The 18,711-nt window shown below is 68.3% G+C and carries 18 protein-coding genes; 13 read left to right on the forward strand and 5 right to left on the reverse strand.

The genetic code is table 11. The annotated features are described in order from the left end of the window. Positions 1 to 85: 85 nt before the first annotated feature. Entirely contained in the window at positions 86 to 1,120 is a 1,035-nt protein-coding gene (locus EGD98_RS00795) for a carboxylate--amine ligase (protein ID WP_220586446.1), read from the reverse strand. A 1,059-nt stretch (positions 1,121 to 2,179) separates the two neighbouring features. Between EGD98_RS00795 and EGD98_RS00800 the strand changes: the two genes are divergently transcribed. The 7 genes from EGD98_RS00800 to EGD98_RS00830 all read left to right on the forward strand — a co-directional run bounded on the left by EGD98_RS00800 (position 2,180) and on the right by EGD98_RS00830 (position 7,717). Beyond that, a complete protein-coding gene (locus tag EGD98_RS00800) occupies positions 2,180 to 2,803 on the forward strand; it encodes an HAD family hydrolase (RefSeq protein WP_220586447.1) in 624 nt (207 codons plus the stop codon). Further along, positions 2,800 to 3,741, forward strand: a complete 942-nt coding sequence (locus EGD98_RS00805; protein ID WP_220586448.1) for a CobD/CbiB family cobalamin biosynthesis protein — start codon at positions 2,800 to 2,802, stop codon at positions 3,739 to 3,741. Before EGD98_RS00800 ends, EGD98_RS00805 begins: the two co-directional genes overlap by 4 nt. After that, positions 3,732 to 4,502 (forward strand): adenosylcobinamide-GDP ribazoletransferase, encoded by a 771-nt coding sequence (gene cobS, locus EGD98_RS00810; protein WP_220586449.1) that lies wholly within the window; start codon positions 3,732 to 3,734, stop codon positions 4,500 to 4,502. Before EGD98_RS00805 ends, cobS begins: the two co-directional genes overlap by 10 nt. After that, complete coding sequence (locus EGD98_RS00815; RefSeq protein ID WP_220588011.1) at positions 4,502 to 5,041, forward strand: NTP transferase domain-containing protein; 540 nt, start codon at positions 4,502 to 4,504, stop codon at positions 5,039 to 5,041. The genes cobS and EGD98_RS00815 overlap by 1 nt, the downstream gene beginning before the upstream one ends. Before the next feature lie 266 nt (positions 5,042 to 5,307). Continuing rightward, entirely contained in the window at positions 5,308 to 6,354 is a 1,047-nt protein-coding gene (cobD, locus tag EGD98_RS00820) for a threonine-phosphate decarboxylase CobD (protein WP_220586450.1), read from the forward strand. Beyond that, positions 6,347 to 7,057 (forward strand): adenosylcobinamide amidohydrolase, encoded by a 711-nt coding sequence (locus EGD98_RS00825; RefSeq protein ID WP_220586451.1) that lies wholly within the window; start codon positions 6,347 to 6,349, stop codon positions 7,055 to 7,057. The genes cobD and EGD98_RS00825 overlap by 8 nt, the downstream gene beginning before the upstream one ends. A gap of 9 nt (positions 7,058 to 7,066) precedes the next feature. After that, entirely contained in the window at positions 7,067 to 7,717 is a 651-nt protein-coding gene (locus tag EGD98_RS00830) for a cob(I)yrinic acid a,c-diamide adenosyltransferase (RefSeq protein ID WP_220586452.1), read from the forward strand. A 27-nt stretch (positions 7,718 to 7,744) separates the two neighbouring features. On the opposite strand, the gene EGD98_RS00835 is transcribed toward EGD98_RS00830, so the two are convergent. Beyond that, on the reverse strand, positions 7,745 to 8,395 hold the full coding sequence (locus EGD98_RS00835) for a SatD family protein (protein ID WP_220586453.1): 651 nt from the start codon (positions 8,393 to 8,395) through the stop codon (positions 7,745 to 7,747). A gap of 122 nt (positions 8,396 to 8,517) precedes the next feature. Then, complete coding sequence (locus EGD98_RS00840) at positions 8,518 to 8,787, reverse strand: DUF8152 family protein (RefSeq protein ID WP_220586454.1); 270 nt, start codon at positions 8,785 to 8,787, stop codon at positions 8,518 to 8,520. 75 nt (positions 8,788 to 8,862) lie between these two features. On the opposite strand from EGD98_RS00840, the gene EGD98_RS00845 reads away from it, so the two are divergent. The 6 genes from EGD98_RS00845 to EGD98_RS00870 are packed head-to-tail and all read left to right on the forward strand — an operon-like array spanning position 8,863 to position 15,583. After that, positions 8,863 to 10,338 carry a cobyric acid synthase gene (locus tag EGD98_RS00845; protein ID WP_220586455.1) on the forward strand — a complete coding sequence of 492 codons (1,476 nt, stop codon included), beginning with the start codon at positions 8,863 to 8,865 and terminating at the stop codon, positions 10,336 to 10,338. A gap of 58 nt (positions 10,339 to 10,396) precedes the next feature. Next, positions 10,397 to 11,161 carry a nucleotide-binding protein gene (locus EGD98_RS00850; protein ID WP_220586456.1) on the forward strand — a complete coding sequence of 255 codons (765 nt, stop codon included), beginning with the start codon at positions 10,397 to 10,399 and terminating at the stop codon, positions 11,159 to 11,161. Next, positions 11,158 to 11,703, forward strand: coding sequence for a DUF8054 family protein (locus EGD98_RS00855; RefSeq protein ID WP_220586457.1), 546 nt, complete (start codon positions 11,158 to 11,160; stop codon positions 11,701 to 11,703). Before EGD98_RS00850 ends, EGD98_RS00855 begins: the two co-directional genes overlap by 4 nt. A gap of 33 nt (positions 11,704 to 11,736) precedes the next feature. Continuing rightward, positions 11,737 to 12,915 (forward strand): hypothetical protein, encoded by a 1,179-nt coding sequence (locus tag EGD98_RS00860; RefSeq protein ID WP_220586458.1) that lies wholly within the window; start codon positions 11,737 to 11,739, stop codon positions 12,913 to 12,915. 53 nt (positions 12,916 to 12,968) lie between these two features. Next, positions 12,969 to 14,750, forward strand: a complete 1,782-nt coding sequence (locus EGD98_RS00865) for an ABC transporter substrate-binding protein (protein WP_220586459.1) — start codon at positions 12,969 to 12,971, stop codon at positions 14,748 to 14,750. A gap of 2 nt (positions 14,751 to 14,752) precedes the next feature. Then, on the forward strand, positions 14,753 to 15,583 hold the full coding sequence (locus tag EGD98_RS00870) for a phosphatase PAP2 family protein (RefSeq protein WP_220586460.1): 831 nt from the start codon (positions 14,753 to 14,755) through the stop codon (positions 15,581 to 15,583). Between the two features lie 55 nt (positions 15,584 to 15,638). Here EGD98_RS00870 and EGD98_RS00875 read toward each other — a convergent pair whose 3' ends face one another. After that, positions 15,639 to 17,264 carry a hypothetical protein gene (locus EGD98_RS00875; RefSeq protein ID WP_220586461.1) on the reverse strand — a complete coding sequence of 542 codons (1,626 nt, stop codon included), beginning with the start codon at positions 17,262 to 17,264 and terminating at the stop codon, positions 15,639 to 15,641. Then, on the reverse strand, positions 17,261 to 18,664 hold the full coding sequence (locus tag EGD98_RS00880) for an aryl-sulfate sulfotransferase (RefSeq protein ID WP_220586462.1): 1,404 nt from the start codon (positions 18,662 to 18,664) through the stop codon (positions 17,261 to 17,263). Before EGD98_RS00880 ends, EGD98_RS00875 begins: the two co-directional genes overlap by 4 nt. Positions 18,665 to 18,711: the final 47 nt, after the last annotated feature.

Raw genomic sequence — 18,711 nt, forward strand, 5'->3', positions numbered from 1 at the left:
CTCGTCTCTCAGCTGTTCACATCGAGGGCTCCGTCCCCCGCGGGCGACACTCGGGTGCGCTGGGGGACGTAGTCTTCCGTTGGCGTCACCGGTGCCACGGGAGTTTGTTTCTGATGCCCTGCACGAACGGCCACGGGTCGTCGAGCGACAGGTAGTCGAAGTTGGGCTCGCGCAGACAGGAGGTGAGTATCTCCCGTGCTCGCTGTGTCGCGGGCGGCGTCGCAACGAGCGGCGAATCTGTCCGGAAGATACTCAGCAGATGCCTGAGCTCACCGTGCAGGGAGTGGGTTCCGACACCGAGCTCGTAGTCGCAGTCGATTCGGTCCTGTTGACCGGTGGCGGCGCGCCAGTAGTACAGCGGGAAGTCGGCTCCCGCACGGACGGTCGACGGGAGCGACTGCCACATCCGGGGGTTGATCTCGGTCAGGACGAACTCGCCCGTCTCCTCGTGGCGCATGTACTCGATGCAGGCCAGTCCGTGCCAGTCGAGTTCGTCGAGCAGCGCTCGGGCGACCGACTCCAGTTCGGGAATCGCCGCCGACTCGCGGTAGACGCCGCCACCGCCGGCGTAGGTATCGCCCCGAATCTGGCGGTGCTGGAACAGCGCCAGCGGCTCGCCGTGGTCGTACAGCGCGCCGATCATGTACTCCGCCGTGGACGGGATATACTCTTGGACGATAGGCTCGTGGGCCATCGTCTCGGACAGTGCCGCGCTGTCCGCTGATTCGCCCGCGGGGAGATGCGTCAGGGACTTCTCGACTGCTATCTCGGTGGCGTCCCTGCGGGGGAGGACCCGCTCGGCGAGGACGTTGTATCGTGACTTGACGATCTGTTCGTCCGACCACTCGTCTACGTCACCGAGCGTGGCCGTCGCTGGCACCGGGACACCCGCGTTCTCGGCCGCCTCGACGAGTCGTACTCTGTCGACGACGTCACAGAACTGTTCGAACGGGGGTGTGACCAGGTTCGTCACGGCCTCGAACTGGTCCCGGTAGCGCGAGAGAAGATAGGCCCCTGCCGGCCGGATCGGTATCACGGTCTGTACCGTCGGCCGTCGAGCGATTTCGAGCAGGTCGTCGCGATACGCGAGCAGGTCCGTTCGTGGGTCGCTGACGGACACTGACTCCGTACAGTATCGGGACGTTCCCGCGAGGACCTTCGGTTTCTCCGATGCGATTATCGTATCGATACCCTGCCGAGATAGGGACCGAACACAGGTATACCCATGCGCTTCGTGCCCTGTCGGAATGAGCGCGGCGGTCATACTCCCCTTTCGTAGCAGTTTCCACCCGTTACTATCAGTATGTATAGGATATCGTCAGTAACGCTGTTATACGGCGGCCGCCAGTCCGGCCTGTGCAATGTGCGCCGGTCGGCGTAGCAGGGACAGCCGAGATACTCTCCAATAAATTATGCATATCTGATGTGTCGGCGGTCAACGGCGAGCGCTGCCGTTCACTCGGGGCCCAGCCACTGACTTGACCGCCCGACGACTGGCGGCGGGTCCCGGAGGAGTGGGTCCGGAGAGCGAAACGGAAAAACGCACGACTGCGTCGGCTAAAATAACATGAACTATCAGCGCTCTTTTTGGTAGTATGGGCCGATTACTCGATGTGGTCGTCGATGGGAGTCTTTGACAAAGCACGCAGCGTTTCCCACCTCGGGGAGCCCACGGGATGCCCGTACATCTGTCTAGCATGCGATGCGTCGTTCGACCTCCAGCACCACTCCTGTCCAGACTGTGGCGGGTACGATATCCGCCGCGCCAAATGGGTCGAGTAACCGTCGGCGTCCACACTGGCACGTCCGCTTCGCTATCGGGCTTTCGCCCATTTTTGCATACACTCACACACCGGGCGGTTAGCGCTGCCGGCAGTGTGGAGGGGCGTGGCGACCACGCACTGACCAAATATATCAGTATACAAATTATTATTTTGCGTATTGGATAAGGTTTTGAAGGGGGAGAAGTGTAGAACCACTGAACACTGTTGTATCGTTGCAGTCTGCCAATTAGTATACAAAATCTAACTGTAAACGTTGACGAAAATACAAGGGTTCTAATAGTAAAGGCAGCTATTACTATCAAAATTAGTATCAGTGAAAGACGTGCGTATGACGCCGTCGGCCACGGGCCGTGCTGACCGCACAGTTCAAGTACGATTGCAGTAACCACACGGACGTGGTAGTTTCGTTCGACCTGTTCGGGACCCTCGTCGCGACCGACCGGCCCGACCAGCCCGCCGAGGCCGTCGCTGACAGCCTCGCCGAGCGGGGTGTCTCCGTGCCCGACGACTGGGAGGCTGCCTATCGGTCCGCCCACCGCGAGTACGACCGCGGCCGGGAGGCACCCCTCGACGAACACGTCCGACTCGCCCTGGCCAGCCGCGGCGTCGAGGTCACGGCGGCGACCGCTCGCGAGGCTGTCCTGGTCGCCTTCGACGGGCCGGTATCCCGACGCGAGGGCGCCCGCGAGGCGCTCGCTGCGGCGGCCGACAACGGCCCGGTCGCCATCTGTTCGAACTGCAGCGTTCCCGGTCTCGTCGAGCGAACGCTCGAGCGTACCGACCTAGACCGCGGTCCCGACGCCGTCGTGACGAGTGTAGACTCGGGCTGGCGCAAGCCCCATCCCCGAATCTTCGAGACCACGGCCGACGCGCTCGAGGCCTCGCTCTCCGAGCTGGTCCACGTCGGCGACGACGCTCGCACCGACGGCGGCGCGGAGCGGGCGGGCGCACGGTCGGTGCTGCTGGCCGACACGCCGCTTTCGGCTGTCGCGAGGGGGCTCCGGGAGGGTCGGCTGTGATGCCGGTCGTCGCGATGCTCGTCGCGGGTGGGCTGGAAGCGCTCGTCGGTGAACCGCCGACCCGGTACCACCCCGTCGCCTGGTTCGGTCGGCTGGTCGCGCCGCTGGACCGCGAGTGGCGACACCCGCTGGTTGTTGGCGCCGTCGGTGCATTCGTGCTCCCGCTCGCGGCCGCGGTCGCCGTTGGGCTCGCTGTCGCCACCGTCGGGACCCAGTCGGCGCTGGCCGCGGCCGCCCTCGCCGGGCTGGGCCTGTTCCTCTCGACGAGCCTCCGGCGGCTGCTAGGGGCGGCCGGGTCGGTCATCGGCGACTCGGACACCGATATCGCGGCCGCCCGCGACGGACTGCTCGCGCTCGCCGGACGGGACGCGAGCGCGCTCTCGCCGGGCCAGCTCCGCAGCGCGGCCGTCGAGAGTGCCGCCGAGAACCTGGCCGACGGGCTCGTCGCGCCGCTGTCGGCGTTCGTCCTCGCCGCGGTGGTCGCCGCCGTCGCCGGCGCACCCACGCTCCCGGTCGCGGCCGCGGCGGCGGTGTGGGTCAAGGCCGTCAACACGCTGGACTCGATGCTGGGCTACCGGACCAAGCGGGTCGGGACCCCCCCCGCCGTGCTCGACGACGCGGTGATGTGGCTCCCAGCCCGCCTGAGCGCGCTCGCACTCGCGGTCGCGTTCGTGGACCTGCACTCGCTCTTGCGTACGCGCGAGTGGCTCGACAGCGTCCCCTCGCCGAACTCCGGCTGGCCGATGGGGGTCGCCGCCGCCGGGCTGGACGTACGTCTGGAGAAGCCGGGCGTGTACGTCCTCAACCCCGGGGCAGCCCTGCCGGACGTGGCGGCGTCGCGGCGCGGCGTCCGCGCGGTCGGGGTCGCCGGCGTCTGCAGCTACGCGCTCGCGGGGCTGGCACTGGCCGCGCTCGGGGGGGTGACGGTGTGGTTCTGAGCGCATTGCGTGGCGCGCTGGGCTTTCTCTCCCGGCTCCCCGTCGGCCACGACGAGGACGCGTGGGCGGCCTTCACCGCGACGCCGGCGGCGTTCCCGCTCGCGGGCTACGTCGTCGGCGGGCTGGTGGCGCTCCCGTTTCTGGCCGTCGGCCGGCTTCCAGGCCCGGTCGTCGCCGCGGCGGCGCTCGCAGTCCTGGTCGCGGTCACCGGCGTCAACCACGCCGACGGGCTGGCCGACCTCGGCGACGCCGCGGCGGTCCACGGCACCCCCGAGGAGCGCCGCGAGGTGATGCGCGACACGACGGTCGGCGTCGGCGCGGTGCTCGCGCTGGGAAGCGTCCTCCTCGTGCTCGCGCTCGGTCTGCTGGCGGTGACGACCTTGCCGGCCCGCGTCGCCGTCGCCGCCGTCATAGCGAGCGAGGTCGGCGCGAAAGCCGCGATGGCGACGCTCGCCTGCCTGGGCGCCCCGAGTCACGAGGGCTTTGGCGCGACGATGCTGGACGGCAACGGCCCGGTTGACTTGCTGGTCGCGCTCGCGGTCGCCGTGCCGATAGCCGCCGTCGCCCCGCCAGCTACCGGCGTTGCCCTCCTGACTGCCCTCGTCGTGGCACTGGTGGTCCGCCGGTGGGCAAGGCGTTCACTGGACGGGGTCGGCGGCGACGTCTTCGGCGCGACGAACGAACTCGCCCGCGTCGCCGCGCTCCACGGCGCGGTCGCCGCCTGGCACCTTCTGGGAGGGTCCGCGTGGACGCTCTGGTGATGTGTGGCGGCCGCGGAACCCGGCTCGATACCCACGTCGAGAAGCCGCTGTTCCGGGTCGGCGACGAGCCGATGGTCGACCGCGTGTTCGGGGCGCTCTCCGAGAGCGCTGTCGACACTGCCTACGCGGTCACGTCGCCCGCGACGCCCGAGACGCGCGCCCATCTCGACGCGCCCTGTATCGAGACGCCCGGTGACGGATACGTCGCGGACCTCGACGCGGCGCTTGCCGACGAGCGCGTCTCGACACCTGTGCTCACTGTCGCCGCCGACCTCCCGCTGCTCGACGGCCCGATACTCGACCGCGTGCTCGACGCCCACACCGGGGGGTCGCTGTCGGTGCTGGTCCCTGCCGCCCGCAAGCGCGAACTGGGTGTCAGCGACGACACCACCTTCTGGCGCGAGGGCCGCGAGGTCGCGCCGACCGGCGTGAACGTCGTTGGGGAGACCGGCGACGACGCCTGGCTCACCGAGGACGTCCGGGTCGCGGTCAACGTGAATACGCTCGCCGACGCTCGGGTGGCCGAGGAGTTGTTATAATCGAGATTTCCACCGTTATCGGATTAGAAAGCTAGAACGCCCAAACTGTAGCCGCTTGACCAGCCGATAGGGCGGGACTGAAAGGGGCCGAGCTATCGACGTCGCACGACGACGCAAGCACTGGAGTGAGTGAACGCAGTGAACGAACGAAGCGCACAGCGAGGCACGCGAGTCGATAGCTCGGGGGCTTTCTGGCTGTCCAAAGCCATCTTCCAGGCTACTCCTGCTACGAAACCTTCTCCACGGTAGTGTCCGTCCACTTTCTCATGGACCCCGACACCGTCGCGGCGCTTCGCGCCGTCGGCGAGACGGACCCACATATCGGGACCGACGGGCGCGTCCCACACGGGAGCAGCGACGACCCCGACCTACTGGATTTCAGCGCGAACAAGAACCCGCGGGTCCCGCCGGGCACGCGCGAGGTGTTCGCGGCCGCCTTCGACACGGCACGGTCCTACCCCAACGACGGCTACCCCGATTTTCGCGCGGCGGCGGCCGAGTTCGTCGGGTGTGAGCCCGAGGAGGTCGTCCCCACTGCGGGCGGGCTGGAAGCCATCCGGCTGGCGATGCAGACGAGCGTTCGCACTGGCGAGTCGGTTCTCCTTCCAGCCCCGAGCTTCGGCGAGTACGCCCGCGAAGTGCGCCTGCAAGGGGGCGAGCCGGCGTTCGTCGACCACGACGCGATTCTCGACGCGGACCCGGACGACCACGCCATGGCCGTCGTCTGCAATCCCAACAATCCCACTGGGGAGTGCTACGACGCCGACGCACTCCGGGCCTTTGCCGACCGCTGTCGCGAGGTCGGGACGACGCTGCTGGTCGACGAGGCCTTTCTGGGTTTCACCGACGAGCCGTCGCTTTCGGGCCGTGAGGGTGTGCTCGTCGCGCGCTCGCTCACCAAGCTGTTCGGGCTGCCGGGGGTCCGGATGGGATTCGCCGTCGGCACGGGCGGGGCGCTCGACCGGCTCGCGACCGCCCGCCGGGCCTGGTCGATGAGCGCGGCGGCCGCCGCCGTGGGCACGCACTGCTACCGGGCCGACGAATTCGTCGCCGAGACCCGCGAACGGGTCGCCCGCGAGCGCGAGCGTATGCGCGACCGGCTCGCGACACGGTTCGACGTGTTCCCGTCGGACGCCCCCTTCCTCTCGTTCGACACCGGCGACACCGACGTCGAGGACCTGCTCGCGACGGCTCGCGAGGCGGGCATCGCGCTTCGGGACGCCCGGACCTTCCGGCGGCTCGACAGCCACGTCCGCGTGGCCGTCCGGCGGCCGGACGAAAACGACCGCCTGCTGGAGGCCCTGGATGTTTGAGACGACCTGCCGGGACGGCATCGCGCAGGTCCGCCACGAGGGGGCGAGCTGGCTCTCGACGGCGTGGGACGGGGGCTACTGCGAGTCGGACGCGGTCTACAACGTCTCCGTCCCGACGGGGTTCGCCCGCACCGACCTCGACGCCTATCGGGAGGGACGTCTCGCCGACGCCGGCTTCCCCGTCGGGCCGACGCTGTTGACGGGGGTCGAGATGTGTCACGCCCGCGTCGCCGAGAACGGGCCAGTAACCGTACTCGCGACGGCGGGGCTCTCGAACCCGGCGGTGTTGCCGGTGGACGGCGACGACAAGAGTGCCGGTGGTATCGACGAACGGGGTAGCGACGACACCGAGCCCTGGCGCCCCGGCACGGTCAACCTCGTCGTCGGCGTCGACCGGGCGCTTTCCGACGGCGCGCTCGCGACGCTGCTCGGGACCGTCGTCGAAGCGAAGGCGGCGACACTGCTCGCGGTTGCCGACGTGCCGGGGACCACTTCGGACGCCGTGCTGGTCGGTGCCGACCCGAGCGCTGCCCCGGTCGAGTTCGCGGGCAGCGCGACAGAGGTGGGTGCGGCCGCGCGAGCCTGCGTGCGAGACGCCGTGCTGGCGAGTCTGGACGCCCGCTACGACGACGGGCCGCCCGCCCCGGCCGACGCGGAGTACGGCGTCGTCACCGACCGCCAGAGCGATGTTCGTCCCCCCTGAGTCCCACATATGAACGACAACACGGCCGGCCCGACGGCCGAACCTATCGAGCCCAGCGCGCCAGCGGAGTTCGGCCTGGTCCAGGTCTGGTGGGGCGACGGGAAAGGCAAGACGACGGCGGCCCTGGGGATGGCGACCCGCGCGATTGGCCACGGCTACCGCGTCCACCTGCTCCAGTTCATGAAAGGCGGCACCGGGACGGTGGAGGACGTCCGCGGCGAGTACAACGCCATCGCGGCGCTGCCGGGCTTCTCCTACGAGAACGCCGGCCACTACGGCTGGCACGGCTTCATGGACGGGAGTGACGACGACGAACACGCGGCCCGCGCGAAGGGGGCACTCGAACGTGCCCACGAGATTCTCGCCGCCAGCGGCAATGTGGACCTCTCCCAGCCGCTCGACGCCGACGGGCCGCCCGAGGACGGCGTGAACATGCTCGTCATCGACGAGATACTGTACGCCGCCAACCGGGACCTCATCGACCCGGATGACGTTGTCGAACTTATCGAGGCGAAACCCGACGACGTCGAACTCGTCCTCACCGGCGGCCACGAACCGCCGGAGTACGTCTTCGAGCACGCCGACCTCGTGACGGAGGTCGGCAAGGTGAAACATCCACTCGACGCGGGCCACCCGGCGCGGAAGGGGACCGAGTTCTGAGCGCGCTACTGCGGTCAGCCCGCCGACTCACGGCGACCAGCCCCACACCGCCGACAGCGCGGCGTCGAGGTTCGATTCGACGGTCATTATCTGCGTCGCGTTCGCCCGGGCGAGCGTCTGGGAGACCGTCTGCACCGACACGCCCCGCTCGTCGGCTATCGCCTGCATGTTCTCCTCGCGCCGGTAGGCCCGCACCAGCTCGGCCTGATGTGCCGTCCACGCTCGCTTTATCGTCTGGAGCAGCTGTATCTGGTCCGCGAGCAACGTTCGAATCCACGGCTCGACGTCGGGGTCCGCGAACGCGACCGCCCGCTCCTCGGTGGCGAGCTCCGCAAGGAGTCTGTCGGCTTCCTGAAACGCGGGGCCGTCCATCCGCGAGACTGCCTCGGTCGCCAGCCCCACGTCTATCTGTCCGTGGACGACCGCAAAGCGCATCTCGACCGGGAGGACTGCTTCAGTGATTTCCCGCAGCGCTCGGTAGGACCGCTCGGGGTCGGTGAGGACGCCGCCGATCGCTTCGACCCCTCGCAACACCGAAAACGGCGCGACGAGCTGCTCGCGCAGCGCCTCGTTCGCCCGCGCGATGCCCGCTTCGAGCGACGCTCGCAACGCTTCTCTGTCGTCGACCGACCGGGGTTCTGTCACCTCGCCGAGAACGACGCATCGGCGCCCATTCATGCCTAACGAATAAACCTATTCTAATTTATAAACAGTGGTTAAACCTATGGCGATTTAACGACATCAGCTCCCGAATTGAGTCGTCAGAACGGCGATATCGACGGTCTGTGGCTGTCTGCCGGTCAGCCCTCTGTGAGTAGCTCGCCGAGAATCGCCTCGGCGGCCGCGACGTGGCCGTCGGCATCCTCGTCGCCCGTCTCCTCGACGTTCTCCAGTAGATGCTCGACTTTGCCCAGTCGCTCCCGTTGGGCCGACGCGTCCATCTCGCCGTGGGCGATATCGTCGGCGATGGCCTCGGCCTCGCCGAGCCACCGGCTCGCGGTGCGTTCGACCGGGCGTTCGGCGGTCGCAGCCAGGTGGTCGTGCAGGTCCCGCAGACGCTTCTCGTCCATACGCCAGCCAGCGGTCCCACCGAGAAAAAGCCGCCGTCGAACCACCTATGTCGCCGGCGCTCCCAGCCCCGATAGATGGCCGAGACGATACTGGTCGCTGGCACGGCCTCACACGTTGGCAAGAGCACGGTAGCGGCGGGGCTGTGCCGACTGCTCGCCGACCGCGGCGTCTCGGTCGCCCCGTTCAAGGCCCAGAACATGAGCAACAACGCCCGCGCGACCCCCGGCGGTGAAATCGGCGTCTCCCAGTACGTCCAGGCCCGCGCGGCGAGGGTCTCGCCGTCGACCGACCACAACCCCGTCCTGCTCAAGCCACGCGGCGACGGGGAGTCCCAGCTGGTCGTCGATGGCGACGCCGTCGGCAACTACGCCGCCGGGAGCTACTACGAGGAACACTGGGAAGACGCGCTGGGGGCCGCCGCCGCCGCCCACGACAGACTCGCGGCCGACCACGACGTCGTCGTCGCCGAGGGGGCGGGCTCCATCGCCGAGATCAACCTCCACCACCGCGACCTCGCGAACGTCGAGACGGCTCGCTTTGCCGACGCCGACATCCTGCTGGTGGCGGACATCGAGCGCGGCGGTGTCTTCGCCTCGCTCGTGGGAACGCTCGAACTCGTCCCCGACGACATCCGTGAGCGAATCGGCGGCGTCGTCATCACGAAGTTCCGGGGCGACGAGTCGCTGCTTGCCCCCGGGCTCGAGGCCTTCGAGGAGCGCACCGGAGTTCCGGTGCTGGGCGTCCTCCCGTACGACGACCCCGGCCTCCCCGAGGAGGACAGTGTCGCCCTGCCGTCGGTCGGCGAGGGGGCCGTTCGTGGTGACGACGACGGTGTGCCAGACGAGCACAGTATCACTGTCGCGGTCCCGCGGCTCCCGCGTATCTCGAATTTCACCGACCTCCAGCCGCTGGCCGCCGAACCGGGCGTCCGGGTCGCCTACGTCCCGCCGTCGGCCACCCTGGCCGGTGCCGACGCCGTGGTACTCCCGGGGAGCAAGAACACCGTCGACGACCTGCTGGCGCTGCGGGAGGCCGGCTTCGACGACCGACTTCGCGAGTTCGACGGGCCGGTCGTCGGGCTCTGTGGCGGCTATCAGATGCTCGGCGAGGAGATAACGAACGCTTCCGTCGAGGGTACTGGGTCGACAGCACGTGTCGACGGGTTCGGATTGCTCCCGGTTCGAACGCGGTTCTCGACCGAGAAGACCGTCGAACACGTCGAGCGCCACGTCGACGGCGTCGGCCCGCTCTCGGGGGCCAGCGGTACCGTCTCGGGGTACGAGATACACATGGGCGAATCGGAGCCGACCGCCGACGTGGCCCGTCCGTTCGCCGACAGCGGGGCTGGGGCCGACGATGCCTTCGGGACCTACCTCCACGACCTCTTTACGAACCGCGCCGCGAGAGATGCCTTCGTGAAAAATACGTTCGAAGCGGCCGGTGTGGAACGGCTGTGGGCGGACCAGGACGAACGGACGGACCCCTACGACCGCGCTGGCGCGCTGGTCGGCGACCACGTCGACCCGGGCCCGTTGCCGGTCGACTGGTAGCTTTGTTTCGCGGCTACCGACCGGAACTTTATATGCTATCGGTTGGCCACTACCGGTAATGGTCGAAGTGTTCGCCGTCGCCAGCGGGAAAGGTGGAACGGGCAAGACCACCAGTACAGTCGCCCTGGGGATGGCACTCGCCGAACGCTACGACGTCACCGTGGTCGATGCCGACACGGGGATGGCGAACCTGCTCTTTCACGCCGGCCTCTCCGAGGTGGAGACGACGCTGCACGACGTGCTCGCCGACTCGGCGCCAGTCGCGGACGCGACCTACGACCGGTTCGGGATGACGGTCGTCCCGTGTGGGACGAGCCTCGAGGGCTTTCGCGAGGCCGACCCATCGCGCCTGCGCGAGGTGGTGGCGACGCTGGCCGCCGACACCGACGTCATCCTGCTCGACTCACCGCCGGCGCTGGACAGCCGGGCCGCCGTGCTCCCGGTCGTGATAGCAGACCGGGCCGTCGTGGTGCTCCAGCCGACCATCCCCGCTATCTCGGACGGCCTGAAAGTCCAGGAGTACGCCACCTCCTACGACACCGACGTGGCGGGGCTTCTCTTCAACAAGGTCCGCGAGGACGGTATCGAGCGCGTCGCCGAGAAGACCGAGCGCTACTTCGAGGGGCCGACCCTCGGGGCCGTCCCGGAGAGCGAGCGCGCGCGTGAGGCCCGCCGAGCGGGCCGGCCGCTGCTGGCCCACGCCCCTGACTGTGAGGCCGCGGCGGCCTACCGCCGGGCGGCCGACGCCCTGTCGGTCCGGGACGGGGCCTCGGACGATGTCGCCGACCGGTTCCGCAGTGCGGTCATCCCGGAGCCACCATGAGGCTTCCCCAGGGCAGACTGCTGAAGTCCCGGGTCGTGACGGACCCGCGCGAACCGCTCGCGGAGATGCTGGACCGCTCGGTGACGGGCTATGCCGTGTTCGAGCCACAGGACTCGCTGTTGCTCGATGCCGACGGGCGCGGCGTCGTCACGTTCACCGACGGTGTGCCGGTAGTCGCCTATCACACCGGCACCGACAGGGGCGGGCCGCCGGCACTGGCTGACCTCGCCGTTCCCGGGCCCTATCACGTCTCGGCCTTCGAACTCGACGCGGCGGACCTCGCACCCGTCCACGACGTCGAGGAGCTGTGTGTCCCGCCGGGGATGCCCGCCGAACGGCTCGCCGGTGACCCCGCGCTGGCGGACAGCACCCGTCGCGCCGCGCCCGCCGGACGGCCGACCGCCGCCGGGGCCGAGTCGGCTGACGACCACGGCGCAGTCGAGGCGTTCCTCGAAGACGAGGAGAAGATATCGGCCATCCGTGAGCAAGCTCGACAGGAAGCAAAGCAGCGCGCAGCCGAATGGGGATTGAACGACACGTAGTTAACGCTGTACGCTATAGTAATCGCTACACCAATGGGGCGTTATCTCGCCGTCACGCTCGCCGTGCTTGCACTCGCGCTCGTCCCGGCGCTCTCGGCACCGGTCGCCGGCCACGCGCCGGACCGGGGCCAGCAGGCCGACGGCTCACAGACCATCATCGAGGTCGGTGACACCGGGGACAGGCTGTGGCCATACACCAGCCGCTCGGAGACGTTCGCGGACCGGACGCTCGTCATCAACGCCATCATCACGAAAAATCCGGAGGCGTCACGGGAGATTCTCGGCGAGAACGTCGAGGACGGATGGGACCGGACGAAACCGACCAGACAGCCACTGGGCGCACAGATAAACCTCGCCGAGAGCAACTCGGTGTCGAGTTGGCAACACGCCCACGGGTCGGTGCGGTACACCTACGTCGAAACCGGCTCCGGTGACGGCCAGTGGCTCGAACAGCGGTACCAGCTCCACGTCGGGACCTATCTGGGCTCGCGCCACCACGTCCGTGCCTTTGCCCCCTCCGAGGACTCCTCCTGGACCGCCTTGCAGGCCCACTCAGAGTACTGGGACTGGTTCAGACTGCGCCACACTGTCACCGACATCAAGGGGACCGCCGATATGCTGGAGACTGAGTTCCAGGACAGCGACGTCGAGTCGGTCGAACGGCGACACCAGCAAAACGCCAGAGGGCTCGACCGTGGTATCGTGGTCGTGGTGAGTATGCTCCTCCCGGCCCTCGTCGGCATCACGACCCGACGGGACTGGGCGAGTATCGACGAGGCGCTCTCCAAACCCACAATCCGCGACCAGGCGCTGGTCGTGTTCGGGCTGGCGGCCGGGATTCCGCTGGGCGTTCGGGCCCTCGGTATCGGACTGGAGGACGCTATCCCGCTCGTCACGCCGAAACTGTTCGTCGTCCTGCTGTACCCGATTCTCGCTATCGGACTGCCTGTCGCGGTGGCCTGGTACGCCGCCGACCTGCCCAACTGGCTGGCGGCGCCGGCGGCGGGCCTCGGGCTCGCGGTCGGGTTCACGCTCGAGTTCGCCATGCTGGGACTGGTCCCGCCGGACCCGATCCTCCAGCACCGGCTGCTCATGACGGCCGCCCTCGGGGCACTGGCGGCAGGTGGCGGTGACCGACGCTCGCTGTTTACGCTCGCTGGCGCCGCTGTGTGGGTCTGGGGGCTCGTGGCACCGCTTTTCGGATTTATATAGCTGCCCGTCCGCAAACACAGGGCTGTTATATCATGAGGTAAACACCTACAGTAATGGCGTCCCGTTCCGGTGGTGATGTGGGGGTCACCCGTCGGTCCGCACTGGCAGGTCTCACTGGGGGACTGGCTGCGACGAGCGGCTGTCTCGGCAAGATTCGCGCGCTCGTCGGTCGGAACCAGCCGACGACTGTCTCGCTCTCTATCAAAACGCTCCCGGTGGACCAGGATCCGTACGCGATTGCCACCGCCCGGCAGCTGTCGGACTGGTTCGAAGCCGCCGGTATCCGGTCGAGTATCCAGCCGATAACCGCCGAGGAACTCTACCGACAGACCCTCATCAACCACGAGTTCGACGTGTTCGTCGGGCAGTTCTCGGGCCCGTTCACGGACCCGGACGCGTTGTACCCGCTGTTGCACTCGACGTATTCGGTCGAGTCGGGGATGCAGAACCCGTTTGGCTACACGAACCTCCTGCTGGACGACCTGCTGGAGCGACAGCGCCGGGAGACCGGCCGCCAGCGGACCGAGACGGTCACGCGTATCCAGCGACGGCTCGTGCAGGTGTGTCCCTTCCTGGTGCTTGGCTTTCCCAACGTCATCCGGGCCGCTCGCACCGACCGTTTCACCGGGTGGAACGGGGTGTTCGACCCGTCGCCGGTGAACCTGCTGGGACTGAACCGCAACGACGAGTCGGCGACGCGGCTCCGTGCGACCACGCCTGACGACCGGCCGACTGCGAACCTCAACCCTCTCATGTCGAGCCACCGTGGGCCGTCGGATATCACCGACCTGCTGTACGACACGCTCGCGTATCGCTACCGGGGGACCCTCTACCCGTGGGCGGCCACGAACTGGGAGTGGACCGGCGAGGGCCCCCTCGAACTCGATGTGACGCTGCGCGAGGGGCTGACGTGGCACGACGGCCGTCGTCTGACCGCGTCGGACGCGGCCTTTACCTACCGGCTGTTGCAGGACACCTCGTTGGGGTCGCTCTCCGAATCCGTCCCAACCTTCCGCTTTCGCGGTCGGTCCTCGCTCGTCGAGAGCGCGGAGGCTGTCGACGCCACAACAGTACGGCTCCAGTTCGGCGACTGTAGCCGCCAGACCGCCCGCCGGGTGCTCACTGTGCCGCTGTTGCCCGAGCACGTCTGGGAAGACCGAACGGACAAGGCGACGGTCAGCGGCGTCGACGTCGGTGTCACGACGACTGACGCTCTGGTGACCTCGAACATCGAGCCGGTCGGGAGCGGCCCCCTCGAGTTCAGGTCGGTGACACAGGGCCAGACGCTGGTACTCGAGCGGTTCGACGACCATTTCCTCTCGACCTCGGAGGAGACCGGACTGCCGAGCGCGCTGTCCGGCGGGCCGGCCTTCGAGGAGTTCGAACTCCAGTTCGTCGGCTCCGACTCCTCCGCGGTCAATCTCATCAGGGACGACGAGGCCGACGTGACCGCACTCGGCGTGGGTCCGGACCTCACCTCGACTATCGGCCGCGCGGACGACGTTTCGCTCAACATCGACCGCAGCGGGGCGTTCTACTTCGTCGGGTTCAACACGCGCCGCCCGCCGCTGACGAATCCGCGCTTCCGGAGTACGCTCGCCCGACTGGTCGACCGGGGGACGCTGTCGGAGTCGGTGTTCGACGGCTACGTCGACCCCGCGGTGAGTCCGCTGGCGGGCACCGCGTGGCTCCCCTCGGACCTCGACTGGGAGCCGACGAACCCGGTCACCGAATTCCTCGGTACCGGCGGGACCGTCGACCCGGAACGCGCTCGCGAGGCGTTCCGGGCGGTCGGCTACCGTTACAATGAACAGCAGCGGTTGCTTCGGTCATAGCGATGGGGATAGTCGCCGTCTTTCTGGAAGTCGTCGCGGTCCTCGCGTTCATGCTGACCGTGTCGCTTTCCGTCGTCGTCGGCCCGGGGCGGCTCCGGGCGGCACTGACCGAACTGCCGGAGCGGCTCCGGATGGCAGCCAGACCGATAGGGCTGCTCGTGGTCGTGCTGGCGATAAACAGCCAGGTTCGTACCACCGGCGTCGACCTCTCCTGGCTCATCGGGTTCAATATCACGCAGTTGCTGTTTGCAATCGAGGGGACTGTCGTCGCGACCCTCCAGTCGGCGGTCCCGGGCTGGCTCACGCTGTACTTCGGCTACGTGTACGTCTACGGCTACGCCTTCCTGCTCGTGTTCCCGTTACTGGCCGGGCTGGTCGCGGCCGAGCGACGCTACCTGCGGCATACGGCGTTTGCCTACATCATCAACTACACCATCGGGATGTGCTGTTACCTCCTCTTTGTCTCCTATGGGCCGCGAAACTACGGTATCGTCGAGCCGTTGCTGTTCGATATGCTCCCGAGATTCCAGCTGCTGACGAGCCAGGTCAACGCCAACACGAACGTCTTCCCGTCGCTGCACACGTCGCTGTCGATGACCGTCGCCCTGCTGGCGATACGCGACCACGAGACGTTCCCGAAGTGGACGCCGGTCGCCGTCTTCCTCGCGGTGAGTATCGTCCTCTCGACGATGATACTCGGTATCCACTGGGCGACCGACGTCGTCGCGGGGACCCTGCTGGCGATGTTCAGCGTGTGGGTGGTCTCGTCGGACCGCGTGGCGTCGCTGTACGGCCGCTGTACGTCGCTGTACGGTCGCTGGCGTCAGGGCTAGCTGTCTGACTGCGGGCTGTTCCGAAGAATAGCAACCAACCAATACGGGACCAGTACTAGTCGCTCAGCCGTCGGAAGACGACCACGCCGTCGTTCTCGAACGCTCGTTCGTAGCGTGGGTGCTCGGCGAACGACGCCGCCAGCGTGCCGTTGGCGCGCTCGTAGTCCCCTCGAACCGTGTAGGCTCCGTTCGGCAGGTAGACGTAGTCGGGGTCGGCGTCGACGGTCGCCATCGCGGCCTCGGCACAGCTCCGGTTTGCACACTCAGAGCCGTTGACGAAGGCATCGAGGTGTGCCTCGTAGGTGTCCGGCCCGCGCCACTCGGCGCCCCACGGTGAGACGAGGATGGTCCGGTCGGTGTAGACCGGGAACCACTCGGCGGCGTCGCCGAAGACGACAAACGTCGCACCCGGCTCGGTCTCGTCGGCGGCCCACGCCATCGCCGCGGTGTCGTCGTCGTCGACGAACTCCGGGGTCGTCCCGTCCGCGCCGGCGAACTCGTAGCCGAGCCCGCCCAGACCGACCAGCGAGAGCACGACCAGCGCGGCGACGACGACGCGGGCGGGCGCGGCCGGTCGGGCGACCCCGCCATCCGGTCGGTCGGCCGTCTCGGAGGCGCCGCGGTCGAGCGCGCTATCGACGGCCGTCACGACGCTGTCGGCGTACCCTCGTTCGGCGAGTTCGACGACGGCGGCGACCATCGCGATGGCCCCGACCGTGTACGTGAAGCGGGGCTGGGCAAAGAGGAGCCAGACGGCGGCCGTCCAGGCGCCCAGCACCCGGTGTCGCGTCCCCAGCAGGCCGACGGCGGCGACCATCGGGACGACGGCACCGGTCGGCCCCCACTCGCGGAGCCGGTAGACGACCCCGAACAGGCCACCGTGCGTGCCCGCAGCGCCAGAGAAGACCGCGACGCCGTGGTGGCTCACGACGGTCCCCAGCCACGGCAGGGCGAGCGCCAGCGCACCGAAGCCGACGACAGCGCCCCGGAGGAACCCGGTCGGCGAGCGGTCGTACCCGACCCAGAAGAGGAGGTAGGTGGCCACGGTGAAGATGGTGTAGGTCGGGTGGGTGTGGGCGACCAGTGCCACTGCGGCCAGCCCCGGCAGCACCCACTCCCGGGCCCCGTCGCGGAAGATGCGAAGCCCAGCGTAGCTCCCCCAGAGGGCGAAGACGAACGCCGGTGCCCGGACGAGCCCGCCGGCGCTGATATGCCACTCCAGCACCTGCGGGTTCAGGACGAGCAGCAGTGCCGCGGCGGTCCCGGCCCGGCGGTCGCCCACCACGTCGCGGCCGAGCAGATACGTCGGCACGAGCGCCGCGAGGGTGAAAAGCGGCGGGAGATACAGCGACGTCGCAAAGGCCCCGGCGCCGACGTCCCGCAACAGAGCGAGGACGTAGAACATGAGTGGCGGATACGCGAAGGGGACGCCCTCGGGGCCGTAGTGTGGCACCGTCGCGGGGAGCGCGTAGCCGTTCGCCCGGATGGCGTCGGCCGTCTCCACGTACAGCCCGGCCCCGTAGGCCGGGTAGTCGTTCGTCGCGAGGTAGAGTGCCACGACGGCCAGCCCGACCAGCAGCGGCCAGCCGAGCCACCGGGCGTCGTCGCCGGAAAGCGGTGATGCTGGCAGCCGTGCGCGGACGTCAGCTCGAACCCCGCCGTCGACGTGGGACCCGGTCATCTGTTACGTATCTGAACCGGCCACCGCAAATGTACTTCGAAGGAACGTCGCCGCCACTCGACGACCGCCCAGAGGACGAGCACACCGAGTAACCCGACCGCGGCCAGGGCCTCGACCGGCCCGACCCACCCCGGCAGCAGGTAGGCGACGCTGTTGACGACCGACTTCGGGAGCAGCGTGGTCGCGTCGCCGACGACGCTCCGATTCTCGGCCGTCGGCGTCCGGTCGGGGAGGCCGAGTGCCGCCGCACTCCGCCCACCTGCGCTCTCGTCGCCGGTGCCCAGCCGTTCCGACTCGTAGGGGAAGCCGATAGTACTCGACCAGACGACGCTGCCGTTTCGGTCGATCTCCAGCACGCGGTCGCCGTTGGAGTCGGTTATCAGCGTGTGGCCGCTGGGCAGCCGGTCGGCGTCACGGGGCCACGTCAGGCGCTGGTCGCGCCACTCCCAGGACTGTTTCCAGGACCCGTTCGCTCGCTGGTACTCGACGACGCGGCCGTTCTCCGAGTCGGCGACGAGGACGGCCGGCCCGCCCCGCTCGGCGGGGATGAAGTCGGGGTTGTGCTGCTCGTAGAGGGTGTCGTGGTCGCCGTCGCTGCCCAGCGTCCAGTTCTCCCGCAGCCCGGTCTCCATGTCGACGAAGACGACCTGGTCGTGGTTGCGGACGCTCACCATCACCGTCTCCCGGCCGTCGAGTTCGACGTACTCGACGTCGTTGATGTGGGTCCAGTCCTCGGGGTAGGGGCCGCCGCTGTTCGTCTCGAAGTCGGTCTGGGCGTCCCAGGACCACGTGATCTGCTCGGTGGTGGTGTTGACGACGAACGCGCGGTCCTGGGCGATGTCGGCCACCAGCAGTCGGTCCTCGCCGATGCGGTCGGCGTCGTGCCACCGCGTCGAGTGTTTCCCCGGCGTAATTCGCGAGTAGATGTGGGTCACGTTACCGGTGGTCAGGTTCACCCGCTCGATACCGTTGCGCGTACAGACACTGTCGGAGTTGCAGTCCGCCGGCGAGAGGTGGTCGGCGTAGACGTACTCCACCGTGGCGTTCGTCCCGTCGACCGGGTCCACATCCCAGTAGCGTGTGTGGCTCTCGTTGCGGTAGTAGACGCTCCCGTTGGAGGCGAAGGCGACCAGTTCGGCTCGCTTTCGCGGGCCATCGCCGTCGTCGGTGATAAACGCCGTCGAGTCGGTCCCGACGACGGTGATGTTGTCCCGGGGCGGGACGACCGGGTCGCTCGTCCCGGCCCCCGACTCGACCCCGGTGGCCGATTCGCTCCGGGCCAGTGTCGCGTCGCTCTCGGCGGTCGCGTACCCGCCGACCAGTACCGCCCCAAACAGTAGCGTCGCCAGCGCGAAAGCGACCCTGAGCCTTTGCCCTGCGAGCACTGTCCCGAGATTCATGGCCGTCGCTGTACTGGCAGCGATGGGCGTTTCCGTCGTCCGGCCAT

The organism is Haloarcula salinisoli (assembly GCF_019599405.1).
Classification (GTDB): domain Archaea; phylum Halobacteriota; class Halobacteria; order Halobacteriales; family Haloarculaceae; genus Haloarcula; species Haloarcula salinisoli.

Coding starts and splice junctions, on each gene's coding strand:
- EGD98_RS00815 (WP_220588011.1), top strand. CDS start 4,502: ATGTGTGGCGGCCGCGGAACCCGGCTCGATACCCACGTCGAGAAGCCG.
- cobD (WP_220586450.1), top strand. CDS start 5,308: ATGGACCCCGACACCGTCGCGGCGCTTCGCGCCGTCGGCGAGACGGAC.
- EGD98_RS00825 (WP_220586451.1), top strand. CDS start 6,347: ATGTTTGAGACGACCTGCCGGGACGGCATCGCGCAGGTCCGCCACGAG.
- EGD98_RS00830 (WP_220586452.1), top strand. CDS start 7,067: ATGAACGACAACACGGCCGGCCCGACGGCCGAACCTATCGAGCCCAGC.
- EGD98_RS00835 (WP_220586453.1), bottom strand. CDS start 8,395: ATGAATGGGCGCCGATGCGTCGTTCTCGGCGAGGTGACAGAACCCCGG.
- EGD98_RS00840 (WP_220586454.1), bottom strand. CDS start 8,787: ATGGACGAGAAGCGTCTGCGGGACCTGCACGACCACCTGGCTGCGACC.
- EGD98_RS00845 (WP_220586455.1), top strand. CDS start 8,863: ATGGCCGAGACGATACTGGTCGCTGGCACGGCCTCACACGTTGGCAAG.
- EGD98_RS00850 (WP_220586456.1), top strand. CDS start 10,397: ATGGTCGAAGTGTTCGCCGTCGCCAGCGGGAAAGGTGGAACGGGCAAG.
- EGD98_RS00855 (WP_220586457.1), top strand. CDS start 11,158: ATGAGGCTTCCCCAGGGCAGACTGCTGAAGTCCCGGGTCGTGACGGAC.
- EGD98_RS00860 (WP_220586458.1), top strand. CDS start 11,737: ATGGGGCGTTATCTCGCCGTCACGCTCGCCGTGCTTGCACTCGCGCTC.
- EGD98_RS00865 (WP_220586459.1), top strand. CDS start 12,969: ATGGCGTCCCGTTCCGGTGGTGATGTGGGGGTCACCCGTCGGTCCGCA.
- EGD98_RS00870 (WP_220586460.1), top strand. CDS start 14,753: ATGGGGATAGTCGCCGTCTTTCTGGAAGTCGTCGCGGTCCTCGCGTTC.
- EGD98_RS00875 (WP_220586461.1), bottom strand. CDS start 17,264: ATGACCGGGTCCCACGTCGACGGCGGGGTTCGAGCTGACGTCCGCGCA.
- EGD98_RS00880 (WP_220586462.1), bottom strand. CDS start 18,664: ATGAATCTCGGGACAGTGCTCGCAGGGCAAAGGCTCAGGGTCGCTTTC.